This is a genomic window from uncultured Proteiniphilum sp., from assembly GCF_937873925.1.
GTDB lineage: Bacteria > Bacteroidota > Bacteroidia > Bacteroidales > Dysgonomonadaceae > Proteiniphilum.
Genome location: NZ_CALNAT010000072.1, coordinates 37,378 through 49,369 on the forward strand (window position 1 = coordinate 37,378; position 11,992 = coordinate 49,369).

Annotated in this window: 11 protein-coding genes and 1 pseudogene; all 12 read left to right on the forward strand. The window is 36.2% G+C overall.

Going from position 1 to position 11,992, the window contains the following annotated elements:
• Position 1 precedes the first annotated feature (1 nt).
• Positions 2-775, forward strand: a complete 774-nt coding sequence (locus tag Q0502_RS05180; RefSeq protein WP_298647994.1) for a class I SAM-dependent methyltransferase — start codon at positions 2-4, stop codon at positions 773-775.
• Entirely contained in the window at positions 772-975 is a 204-nt protein-coding gene (locus Q0502_RS05185) for a hypothetical protein (protein ID WP_298647996.1), read from the forward strand. Before Q0502_RS05180 ends, Q0502_RS05185 begins: the two co-directional genes overlap by 4 nt.
• A 337-nt stretch (positions 976-1,312) precedes the next feature.
• Positions 1,313-1,672, forward strand: a complete 360-nt coding sequence (locus Q0502_RS05190; protein ID WP_298647999.1) for a hypothetical protein — start codon at positions 1,313-1,315, stop codon at positions 1,670-1,672.
• Complete coding sequence (gene kdpF / locus Q0502_RS05195; RefSeq protein ID WP_298648023.1) at positions 1,669-1,746, forward strand: K(+)-transporting ATPase subunit F; 78 nt, start codon at positions 1,669-1,671, stop codon at positions 1,744-1,746. The genes Q0502_RS05190 and kdpF overlap by 4 nt, the downstream gene beginning before the upstream one ends.
• Positions 1,747-1,919: 173 nt before the next feature.
• A complete protein-coding gene (gene kdpA / locus Q0502_RS05200; RefSeq protein WP_298648002.1) occupies positions 1,920-3,608 on the forward strand; it encodes a potassium-transporting ATPase subunit KdpA in 1,689 nt (562 codons plus the stop codon).
• A gap of 16 nt (positions 3,609-3,624) precedes the next feature.
• Positions 3,625-5,640 carry a potassium-transporting ATPase subunit KdpB gene (gene kdpB, locus Q0502_RS05205; RefSeq protein ID WP_298648025.1) on the forward strand — a complete coding sequence of 672 codons (2,016 nt, stop codon included), beginning with the start codon at positions 3,625-3,627 and terminating at the stop codon, positions 5,638-5,640.
• A 25-nt stretch (positions 5,641-5,665) separates the two neighbouring features.
• Positions 5,666-6,229 carry a K(+)-transporting ATPase subunit C gene (locus tag Q0502_RS05210; RefSeq protein WP_298648005.1) on the forward strand — a complete coding sequence of 188 codons (564 nt, stop codon included), beginning with the start codon at positions 5,666-5,668 and terminating at the stop codon, positions 6,227-6,229.
• A gap of 135 nt (positions 6,230-6,364) precedes the next feature.
• Entirely contained in the window at positions 6,365-7,489 is a 1,125-nt protein-coding gene (locus Q0502_RS05215) for a sensor protein KdpD (RefSeq protein ID WP_298648007.1), read from the forward strand.
• Positions 7,486-9,219 (forward strand): ATP-binding protein, encoded by a 1,734-nt coding sequence (locus Q0502_RS05220; RefSeq protein WP_298648010.1) that lies wholly within the window; start codon positions 7,486-7,488, stop codon positions 9,217-9,219. The genes Q0502_RS05215 and Q0502_RS05220 overlap by 4 nt, the downstream gene beginning before the upstream one ends.
• 56 nt (positions 9,220-9,275) lie before the next feature.
• On the forward strand, positions 9,276-10,607 hold the full coding sequence (locus Q0502_RS05225) for a sigma-54 dependent transcriptional regulator (protein ID WP_298648013.1): 1,332 nt from the start codon (positions 9,276-9,278) through the stop codon (positions 10,605-10,607).
• A 523-nt stretch (positions 10,608-11,130) separates the two neighbouring features.
• Positions 11,131-11,493, forward strand: a complete 363-nt coding sequence (locus Q0502_RS05230) for a DUF4180 domain-containing protein (protein WP_298648016.1) — start codon at positions 11,131-11,133, stop codon at positions 11,491-11,493.
• Between the two features lie 82 nt (positions 11,494-11,575).
• Positions 11,576-11,788, forward strand: a pseudogene (locus Q0502_RS05235) (class I SAM-dependent methyltransferase); the annotation flags it as partial.
• Between the last annotated feature and the right edge of the window lie 204 nt (positions 11,789-11,992).

Sequence of the window (11,992 nt, forward strand, 5' to 3'; positions counted from 1 at the left end):
CATGAGTAACGAAAATAAATCAATTCACGACTTCGACTTCAACTTAATCTGCGAATACTTCTCAAGCGTAGAACGTCAGGGACCGGGCAGCCCCGAAGTAACCCTTAAAGCATTGAGTTTTATCGACAATCTGACCGACAGTTCTTGTATTGCCGACCTTGGTTGCGGAACGGGTGGACAAACTATGACGCTGGCCGGAAATGTACCGGGACAGATTATTGGGCTTGACCTTTTTCCTGAATTTATTAACATATTCAATCGGAATGCGGAACAACTAAACCTCTCCGACAGGGTAAAAGGCATTACAGGTTCAATGGATAATCTGCTTTTTGAGAAAGAATCTTTAGATCTGATCTGGTCGGAAGGGGCTATCTATAATATCGGTTTTGAGCGAGGATTGAACGAATGGCGCGAGTTCCTGAAAACGGGTGGCTATGTTGCCGTATCCGAAGCATCGTGGTTTACCAATGAACGTCCTGATGAAATCCACGACTTCTGGATGGCGCATTATACCGAAATAGACACCATCCCAAACAAAGTCGCCCAGATGCAGAACGCAGGTTATATCCCTATTGCCACCTTTATCATTCCCGAAACCTGTTGGACAGAGCATTTCTTCGCTCCATGTCTCAAGACACAGGAGGCATTTCTGAAGAAACATGCAGGGAGCAAAACCGTCGAAGAACTTATTGCCGGCCAACGCCATGAAAAGGAGTTGTATGACAAATACAAAGAGTTCTACGGATATGTGTTCTATATCGGGAAGAAGATATGAGTAAAGATACAATAATCAGAAAGATTCTTCCGAAGGAATATTCCTTTATGGAAGACATTATGTACGAAGTCATTTATCATCCCGACCCCAGGAACCCTTATCCAAAAGATATAATATACCTGCCGCAAGTGCGGGTATATTGGGATATTGGGGAAAAGGGAATGACGACCATTGCTTGGTGGAAGCCTCATCGGGAATGAAGAATTTTTTAAAAGAAGATATTCTTTTCACAGTGGATAGCAAATAAATTTTCATAGGTATCATTCCAGAGTGAAAGCCTATCATTATGATAAAAAACTTATCATAATGATAGGCTTAGTTTTTATATAACCTTTTGCCATTAACAGTTAATCATCTGATGATAAGTCAAATATAATCAACAAGGTTAGTTTGGCATAGATATGGCATATAAAAGAAGAGAAACAAAAGAACATATGTTAAATTAAAAAAGAATATGATGTTGACAGTAATATTAATAGTAGCGGGTATAGCCTGTTTTGGACTATTTTATAAATCAATTGACTTTTTTGAAAAAATATGAAACCAAGACTAGACCAATATTTTAAGAGATGGATCCCGGAAGCCTATTCTTATGATATAACAAATAAAGAAATAGATAAAGAAGTGGAGGATTATAAAATCCTTCATTATCTGGGATGGTTTTGCGCAAAACATTTTGGTGAATTAAAAGCTTCCGAGATCCTAAAAATGATCACTTCTTTATATGAATCAGAAGATTTATTCATACAAAATGCCATAGAAAATGAATTTCTAACGGTTTTAACATTCAATCTCGGTGTAGATAATTTAATAGAAATAATAAAGACACTTCCACAAGATTTACAAACTGTATATATAAAAGTCCTTTTAGAAATAACAAAAGAAAAGAAAATATGATAGCATTATTAGTTGTTGCAATCGGAGTATTCGGGTATATCTGCTACGTACTGATAAACCCTGAAAATTTTTAAATAAGAAGTGAGATATGAAAAGTAAGAATATAATAGATATTCCCAGATTAAGAAAATCAGTTTCCATAGGGCAATCCGCCAAGTCGTCTCATTTGTTGATTGTGGTTCTGGTAAAATTGCCACAATGGGGATTATTATAAAACTCATTCAGAACTGAAATTTAAAAGAAAAATATGAACACAGAAATTTTAGGAATAATCGTAATGTTTACCTTGTCTATATTGCTGGCAATACCGTTCGGTAAATACATTGCAAAAGTTTACGGTGGTGAGAAAACATTACTTGATCCGGTCCTCAATCCGATAGAAAAGATTTTTTATAAGATAAGCGGCATCAATCCGCAAACAGAAATGAACTGGAAACAACAGATGATAGCATTGCTAACTATTAATATGGTCTGGTTCTTGTTAGGAATGCTGATTTTAATGACTCAGGGAAGCCTGCCATTAAATCCGGATAAAAACCCCGGTATGTCCGCGGATTTGGCCTTCAATACTGTCATCTCATTTGTGGTAAACTGTAATCTACAACATTATTCAGGAGAAACAGGCTTGAGCTATCTGGGGCAATTTTGGTTAATGTTCTTACAATTTGTAAGTGCCGGTACAGGAATGGCGGCAGCTGTAGTGGTATTTAGAGCATTCAGAGACAAGTCTACAACAAGCCTCGGCAACTTTTACAATTACTTTGTAAAATCCTGTACCCGAATATTGTTACCGGTGTCATTTGTTCTCGCATTCATTCTGTCTTTTGAAGGTACGCCAATGACATTTGAAGGCAAGGATAGCATCACTACACTGCAAGGAGATACGGTAGAGGTGTCCAGAGGGCCTGCGGCAGCATTTGTTCCCATCAAACACGTTGGAACAAATGGTGGAGGTTTCTTTGGAGTAAACTCGGCACATCCTTTTGAAAATCCTTCTTATTTATCCAATATGGCAGAAATGATAGGACAGCTTATCATTCCTATGGCTATGGTTTTTGCATTTGGCTATTTTATCAGAAGACGAAAATTATCGTGGATGATATTTGGTGTAATGACTGCAGGTTTTTTAATGCTTGCCATACCAAATATCAACATGGAAATGAACGGTAATCCGGCTATTGCTGCGATGGGAATTGATGATTCACTTGGGGCGATGGAAGGAAAAGAAATACGTCTGGGGGCACCGGCATCAGGATTTTGGAGCATTGTTACTACCGTAATATCAACCGGTTCTGTAAATTCCATGCACGACAGTTCAATGGCACTATCAGGAATGAACGAATTATTGGCTATGATGATTAACAGCTTTTATGGAGGTGTTGGCGTCGGAATTCTAAACTTTTTCATCTTTATTATTCTGGCTGTATTTATCAGCGGTTTAATGGTAGGAAGAACTCCTGAATTTCTAGGAAAAAAGGTAGAAACAAGAGAAATGAAAATTGCTATGATTATAGCCCTATTGCACCCGTTCCTCATATTGGTCGGTACCGCGTTAGCTGCTGCATTGCCACAATATACAATGGCAACACTTAATAACCCTGGATTTCACGGACTGAGCGAGATGCTTTATGAATATACTTCTGCATCTGCCAACAACGGAAGTGGCTTTGAAGGGTTGGGAGATAATACACTCTGGTGGAACATCAGCACAGGTTTTGTGCTTATACTTTCCCGTTTCTTACCAATCATTGGGCCCGTGGCAATAGCAGGATTACTCGCCGAAAAGAAATTTATACCGGAAGGTGATGGAACGTTAAAAACAGATACTGCCACGTTTGGCCTAATGGTATTTGCTGTTATCGCTATTGTGGCAGCATTAGCATTCTTCCCTGTATTGGCATTAGGACCTATCGCAGAATATTTCTCATTGTATTAAAAACTGATTAAAGAATATAAAGATGAACAATAATCATTCATTGTTTCAAAAAGAAATGGTTCAGAAAGCTGTGGAACAATCTTTTGTGAAACTAAACCCGAAAATAATGTTCCATAATCCGGTGATGTTTACCGTTTGGATAGGAACAATAGTTATGCTGATTGTAAGCTTTTGGACATTGACCGGAGCTCAGGGACAAGGAAATTTTGGATATAATTTTATAGTATTTGTCATATTATTGCTGACTTTATTATTTGCAAACTTCGCAGAGGCTAATGCTGAAGCAAGAGGGAAAGCGCAGGCAGATAGCCTTCGTAAAACGAGAGAGGAAACCCCTGCTAAATTAAAAAACGGAATAACCATTTCTTCTGTTCAATTACAAAAAGGAGATGTATTCATTTGTGAAGCAGGAGATGTAATTCCTTCCGATGGAGAAATTATTGAAGGACTGGCAACCATTGACGAAAGTGCCATTACCGGCGAATCTGCTCCCGTGATCAGGGAAGCAGGTGGCGATAAAAGTTCAGTAACTGGCGGAACAAAAGTATTATCTGATAAAATAGTGGTCCAAGTAACTACACAGCCCGGCGAGAGTTTCCTGGATAAAATGATTGCCTTGGTGGAAGGAGCTGCCAGGCAAAAAACACCTAACGAAATCGCATTGACTATTTTACTGGCAGGATTTACACTGGTATTTATCATCGTATGTGTAACATTAAAGCCATTTGCTGATTATACAAATGTAAGCATAACCATAGCATCTTTCATTTCGCTATTTGTCTGTCTTATTCCGACAACTATCGGCGGTTTGTTATCAGCCATCGGCATTGCAGGTATGGATAGAGCTTTGAGAGCCAATGTAATTACCAAAAGTGGCAAAGCGGTGGAAACGGCCGGTGATATTGACGTCTTGCTATTGGACAAAACAGGTACTATAACCATAGGAAATCGTAAGGCAACACATTTTCATCCTGCAAATGGAATTGACGAAAAAAAAATGATTAAAGCAGCTGTTTTAAGTTCTATGGCAGATGAGACACCGGAAGGCAAATCTATCATCGAACTGGCGGGGATCCATCCGTTAAGTTATGGGATCGAAAAACCTGAATTCATCAAGTTTACTGCAGAAACAAGAAGTTCCGGCATTGATTATGAAAATACCCGTATCCGCAAAGGTGCAACTGATGCGATTAAGAATATTGTAACACGGGCAGATAATACATTTCCGGCAGAGGTTGAGGAAAAAGTGAAAAACATTTCTCAAAATGGAGGAACTCCTCTGGTAGTTTCCGAAAATGAAAAGGTATTGGGAGTTATAGAGTTACAGGATATTATCAAGCCAGGCATTCAAGAGCGTTTTGAACGCCTTCGTAAAATGGGAATTAAAACCGTAATGGTGACGGGAGACAATCCATTGACCGCAAAATTTATTGCAGAGAAAGCCGGAGTGGATGATTTTATCGCCGAGGCAAAGCCGGAAGACAAGATGAACTACATCAAGAAGGAACAAGCGGAAGGTCGTCTGGTGGCAATGATGGGAGATGGAACAAATGATGCTCCGGCACTGGCTCAAGCCGATGTGGGCGTAGCGATGAACAATGGAACTCAAGCTGCTAAAGAAGCAGGTAATATGGTTGATCTGGACAATGATCCTACCAAGTTGATTGAGGTAGTGGAAATAGGCAAGCAATTACTTATGACAAGAGGAACATTGACCACTTTCAGTATTGCCAATGACGTAGCCAAATATTTCGCCATTATCCCGGCATTGTTTATTACGGCTATTCCGGCATTACAAGGCTTAAATATAATGAATCTACACAGTCCTGAAAGTGCCATTTTGTCGGCTGTGATATTTAATGCAATAATTATTCCGCTACTTATTCCTTTGGCTTTAAAAGGTGTAGCCTATAAGCCAATCGGTGCAAGCGCACTTCTTCGCAGGAACTTGTTGATATTTGGCCTCGGGGGCATTTTAGTTCCTTTTGCTGGAATAAAGCTGATAGATATGGCTATCTCGTTTTTCTTTTAATCATTTAAATAAAATAATAAGCACAATGAAAAAACATATTTTGTCCGCAATCAAATTGACCGTTGTGATGATTCTGTTTTTTACAGTAATTTATCCATTAGCAGTTTGGGGTGTAGCACAGTTCGCTCCCAATTCAGGAAAGGGAGAGATTATTGAGCATAATGGTAAAAAGTATTATTCTAACATTGGACAGGCATTTACCGACGATAAATATTTCTGGTCACGCCCATCAGCAGTAGACTATAACGCATCCGGTTCGGGAGGAAGCAACAAAGGCCCTTCCAATGAAAAATATCTTGCAGAAGTACAGGCGCTTATTGATACATTTTTAGTACACAATCCCGGTATAGACAAATCTGAAATTCCGGTTGATCTGGTTACCGCAAGCGGAAGTGGTTTAGATCCTGATTTTTCAGTGCAGGCAGCCAAAGTACAAGTGAAAAGGATTGCCAGAATTAGAAATATTGATGAAGCAAAATTAAATCAATTGATTGAGGAACATACCGAAAAACCCTTATTGGGAATATTTGGCCCTGAAAAAGTGAACGTGTTAAAACTGAACATCGCATTGGATGAAATAAGCAAATAATCAAAATAGGATTTCGACTGGTTATCCAAAAAATGTATGTGTAGCCATTTTGAAAATATTCTACACAATAAAACTACTTTTAATATATGTTGTTTTTATATTGGGGTCTTGAGAACTAAAGAAATCATTTAAACGATGGATGAAGATAGAAAAAGTGCTGAATATTTTCTCAATTTGATAAAACAATCAAAAAGAGGTAAATTCAAATTATATATCGGTATGATTGCCGGAGTCGGCAAAACTTATAGGATGTTGCAGGAGGCCCGTATTCTTTTGGAAGGAGGAGTAGGTGTCAAAATTGGCTATATAGAGACACATAACAGAAAAGAAACTGTAGCATTATTGGAGGGAATACCTATAATTCCAAGAAGAAAAATTTTTTATAAGGGCAAGGGATTGGAAGAACTTGATGTACAAGCCGTAATAAATCTACATCCGGAAGTTGTCATTATAGATGAATTAGCGCATACTAATGTAGAAGGAAGTAAAAATGAGAAACGCTGGCAGGATGTTCTTGAAATACTGGAAGCCGGCATCAATGTGATAAGTGCCGTAAATGTCCAACACATCGAAAGTCTGAATGAAGACGTTCAAAAAATTACAAGCATAAATGTAAGCGAACGGATTCCGGATAAAATTGTGGCAATGGCAGATGAAGTGGTGAATATTGACCTATCCGCAGATGACCTGATAACGAGACTTAAAGACAGGAAAATATATCCAGAGGATAAAATACAGGCCGCTCTATCCAATTTTTTTAAAACAGAGCATATTCTTCGATTAAGAGAGCTCGCCCTGAAAGAAGTAGCAAGCCATGTCCTAAAAAAAATGGATAATGAAATGTCCCCTCCTCAACCCTGGTTGCATAAAAATTTTATGGCATGTATCGGAAGCAATGGAAAAAAGGCAAATAACATAATTAGAAAAACAGCTCGTCTGGCTAATTATTATAGTGGAGAATGGTATGTATTATATGTGCAAACTCCTCAAGAAAGGGTCGAGAAAATAGCGCTAAATAACCAAAGAAAACTGATTAACAGTTTCAAAATGGCTGTTGAATTAGGAGGGCAAGTAATACAATTAAAACATAAGAATATACCAATGGCAATCCTGGAACAAGCTATTAAGAAAAATGTATCAACCATATGCATCGGAATGCCTTATATTAGCAGATGGCGTATGCTGGCATATGTCGGTATATATAAAAAGATATTGGAAGAATTGAAGAAAGAGGGTATAGACTTAATCATTTTGTCATGAAAATAAAAGCTAAATTAACATCCGGAGTAGGGCTTCTTTTAGGGCTGATTATCTTACTTTCAGGAGTGAGTATCTGGTATATAAACAATCTAAAACGAGACACAAGCAATATATTGACAGCCAATTATAACACATTGGAATATTCCCGAAATATGTTGCTTGCCTTGGATGAATTCCTTATAGATCCAAGTGCTATTTCTGCTTTTGAGTTAAATCTAAAGAAGCAGTTAAAAAATGAAACAGAAATCGGTGAATCCGATATAACGTTACAAATATCAAATCTTTTTTCCGGTTTAAAGCAGGATATAAAAAATGATAGTCTTAAAGTAATGATCCGAAAAGAGGTTACTACATTAATGAAGATAAATATGGATGCGATTGTACTAAAAAGCCAGATTGCTAATAATACTGCAGAAAATGCAATTATTTGGATCATTATAACAGGTGTTTTATGTTTCATCATAGCTTTTGCCCTGCTTATCAAATTACCAGGAAATATAGCCAATCCAATATTACAACTGACTGAGAGCATACAACAAATCGCTAACCATAATTATAATCAAAGAATTGATCTTGAAAAGCATAATGAATATGGAGAATTAGCGAAATCATTTAATATAATGGCTGAAAAATTGGATGAATATTCAAATAGCAAATTAGAAAAAATACTCAAAGAAAAGAAACGAGTTGAAACGCTTATTAATAATATGCAGGATCCTGTTATAGGGTTGGATGAAAATAAAGTAATTATATTCGTTAACAATGAAGCCTTGAAAATAACAGGACTCATACGAAACGAAATTCTCAATAGACCGATTCAGGATATTGCTGTTACAAATGATTTGATACGTACCCTTATCGTTGATCTCATTAATCCCTCAGTAAAAAAGGATAATACTCCATTGAAGATTTTTTCTGATGACAAGGAGTCTTTTTTTGAAAAGGAAATTATTCATATCGAAATCAATAAAACAGGGGAAAGCATAACAGAGTTAATCGGTTATGTAATCCTGTTGAAGAATATAACTGTTTTCAAAGAATTGGATTCAGCTAAAACCAACTTTATTGCCACCATATCACATGAACTAAAAACGCCTATATCTTCAATAAAAATGAGTACCCAATTGCTTGAACATGACCAAACAGGAATTTTGAACGAAGAGCAAAAGCAACTGATAGAAGGAATCAAGGATGACAGTACCCGGCTTTTACAAATAACAGGTGAACTACTAAAGATGTCTCAGGTTGAAACAGGAAATATTCAGTTGAATATTCATGCCACAGATCCGAAGCTTATTGTTAATTACGCTGTTGAAACGACTAAAATACAAGCCGAGCAAAAGAAAATTTCGCTCCAAATAAATATTGAGGCAGATATTCCCCAAATCATTGCAGATGCTGAAAAAACAACATGGGTACTTATCAATTTTTTAACTAATGCTATTCGCTATTCGATGGAAGAGAGTGATGTTATTATCTCCTTGAAAAGAGAATCCCAAGGTGTCCTCTTTTCTGTAAGAGATTTTGGCAAAGGAATTGAATCCAGATATAAGAAAAAAATATTTGAACGTTACTTCCAGATCCCGGGGAGTTTAAAATCCGGATCGGGATTAGGTTTGGCGATAAGTAAAGAATTTATTGAAACACAAGGGGGAACAATCGGAGTGGATAGTGAACCCGGATTGGGCAGTACATTCTTTTTTATCCTACCCTATAATAAAATATTATAGAATTAAATTAGAGTCTTTGGGTCTTTGAATCTTAATTTATTTATTACGATATAATTATGAGAAGTGTATTATTAATTGATGATGAGGAAAAACTTCGCAAGTTAATGGCTCGAATTATAGAACTGGAAAAAATAGACGTCATTCAGGCAGAAAATGCAATGAGCGGCTTGAAATGGTTGGAAAGACAAGAATTTGATGTAATTATCTGTGATGTCAGATTACCGGATGCAAATGGAGTAGAATTGATTTCGAGAATAAAGAAAGTACAGCCATTTGCGGAAATTATCCTTTTAACAGCATATGGTAATATTCCGGACAGCGTTCAAGCGATAAAAAATGGAGCTTTTGATTATATAACGAAAGGAGATGATAATAACCGTATAATACCATTAGTACATAGGGCGTTAGAAAAATCAGAACTATCCAGAAAAATCAGTTCTCTTGAACAAAAAATAGAACAAAGATATTCTTTTGATCATATTATAGGTAAATCTCCGGCTATTTTAACTGCAATAGAATTGGGGAGAAAGGTTGCTCAAACAGACGCTACAGTATTACTTACAGGAGAGACAGGTACAGGGAAGGAAGTTTTTGCACAATCTGTTCATTACGATAGCAATAGAAAAAATAAATCCTTTGTAGCAATTAATTGTTCTGCCTTTAGTAAAGAATTATTGGAAAGTGAACTTTTTGGATATAAAGCGGGAGCATTTACAGGAGCATTAAAAGATAAAAGAGGGCTACTGGAAGAAGTTCATGAGGGAACTTTATTTCTTGACGAAATAGGAGAGATGCCTATCGATCTCCAAGCTAAAATATTAAGAGTTATTGAAACCAAAGAGTACCTGAAAGTCGGAGACACAAAACCTCAAAAGGTTGATGTCCGGATTATTGCAGCCACCAATCGAACATTAGAGAAAGAGATTAATACCGGACATTTTAGAGAAGATCTGTTTTATCGTTTGTCTATATTTAAAATACACTTACCTCCTCTAAGAGAGAGAAAGTCCGACATTAAACTCTTTGCGGATGATTTCGTGAATTTCTTTTCGACTAAATTCAATAAAAAAATCAATGCGATATCTTCCGAATATTTGGTAAAATTAGAACATAATATTTGGAAAGGAAATATAAGAGAACTAAGAAATGTGATAGAGCGCAGTGTAATACTAACTGATGGAGAAATAATCAATCTCGAAACCTTGCCAACAGAAATACAATATCCGGACGTTGAGTTTTTAGAAACAAATATGCCATTGGCTGATATTGAAAAGATGTATATCAAAAAAGTATTAGACTACACGAAAGGGAATAAGACAGAAGCAGCTCGAATTCTTAAAATAGGGATAGCAACCCTATATCGAAAAATAGAAGAATACCAAATATGACTTATTTGTTAACAGAGTTCTTCGGAGAATATATACGTTGATAAATAGGATATAAAACAAGCATATAAATATATTGAATAAAAGAGTAAAATATGCTTCAACATGTAACTAAACTACGAAAGGAAACTGACGAGGTAATAGAACTCTATCCCAGTAAGTGGGGAAGTAGAAGGATATACCGGGCCAGGATTTGGAGGGGTTCGTAAGAGGGCATGTATGAAGTATTTTTTTCAAAAGATACTTCTTTTTTTAAACACATGGTTTTACGGGTGAGCCTTTAAAACGCTTTTTTGCCCCGCATCAAAAACAAAAAATCCCGTAAACGTGTAATTTACAATATTTTTCTTATCTTTGAATGTAAAAAAACAGGCTGGTAATAAAAGAAAATGGGATCGTAGACAATTTGAGTATGATAATGCAACTCGGAGCTTTAAAAATTTGAATAAAAGGCCAACACACTACGCTTATATTTTCCTTGAGATGTTAGACAAAGATGAGTAACGAACAAGAGTAATCAGACGAAATGAGAATTGAAACACACAATATCAACGGCAAAAAAGTAGCCGAAATTATTACAAACGAAATCATTTTAAGAACTACTGAAGATGGATTAGATTTATTGGGCAATCTATACTATCAAGGGTTTGATAAAATCATTATTCACGAAAAGAACATTACTCCTGACTTTTTTGACTTAAAAACTAAAATAGCAGGAGATATACTTCAAAAATTTACACAATATGAAATGCCATTAGTCATTGTTGGAGATTTTTCTAAATTCAAAAGTAAGAGTTTAGGTGACTTCATTTTTGAAAGTAACAAAGGAAAACAAGTAAATTTTGTCAACTCTCAATCAGAAGCAATAAAAACATTGACAAATGGATAAGCAATATTTCATCGTTAGACAAGGACAGGTATGTGTAGCCTTCCCCACAAAAGCATAAAATATAGATATTGGAGGACATAGATGGAAGGCTTTTAGGGTCGTTAAAAATCACCTCAAAGACGGAGGTTTATTTCTGTTAGATTGTTTTAATCCGAATATTCAATATATCGTAGAAGGAGAGAAAGAACAGAAGGAAATTGCTACATATATAACTGACGATGGAAGAGAAGTATTGATAAAGCAAATTATGCGATATGAAAATAAAACTCCGATTAATCGCATAGAATGGCATTATTTAAGCAAAACACCCAACCTTACATTTTTGGGTGTAAAATCGGTGTAAATCTTTAAACAACTTATTATCAGTATTATTTGCGGAGAGAAAGAGTCTCGTTCAAACACCTTATCCCTATCTTAAATTTTTTCAATAACCTTAAAAGGTTGATTAACAGCCTATAACCATTCCACCAAACGTTAGACTGTTTACATACTGAAAGAA

Bases quoted from the DNA above. Each gene is read 5' to 3' on its own strand.
- Q0502_RS05180 (WP_298647994.1), top strand. From the start codon at position 2: ATGAGTAACGAAAATAAATCAATTCACGACTTCGACTTCAACTTAATC.
- Q0502_RS05185 (WP_298647996.1), top strand. From the start codon at position 772: ATGAGTAAAGATACAATAATCAGAAAGATTCTTCCGAAGGAATATTCC.
- Q0502_RS05190 (WP_298647999.1), top strand. From the start codon at position 1,313: ATGAAACCAAGACTAGACCAATATTTTAAGAGATGGATCCCGGAAGCC.
- kdpF (WP_298648023.1), top strand. From the start codon at position 1,669: ATGATAGCATTATTAGTTGTTGCAATCGGAGTATTCGGGTATATCTGC.
- kdpA (WP_298648002.1), top strand. From the start codon at position 1,920: ATGAACACAGAAATTTTAGGAATAATCGTAATGTTTACCTTGTCTATA.
- Q0502_RS05210 (WP_298648005.1), top strand. From the start codon at position 5,666: ATGAAAAAACATATTTTGTCCGCAATCAAATTGACCGTTGTGATGATT.
- Q0502_RS05215 (WP_298648007.1), top strand. From the start codon at position 6,365: ATGGATGAAGATAGAAAAAGTGCTGAATATTTTCTCAATTTGATAAAA.
- Q0502_RS05220 (WP_298648010.1), top strand. From the start codon at position 7,486: ATGAAAATAAAAGCTAAATTAACATCCGGAGTAGGGCTTCTTTTAGGG.
- Q0502_RS05225 (WP_298648013.1), top strand. From the start codon at position 9,276: ATGAGAAGTGTATTATTAATTGATGATGAGGAAAAACTTCGCAAGTTA.
- Q0502_RS05230 (WP_298648016.1), top strand. From the start codon at position 11,131: ATGAGAATTGAAACACACAATATCAACGGCAAAAAAGTAGCCGAAATT.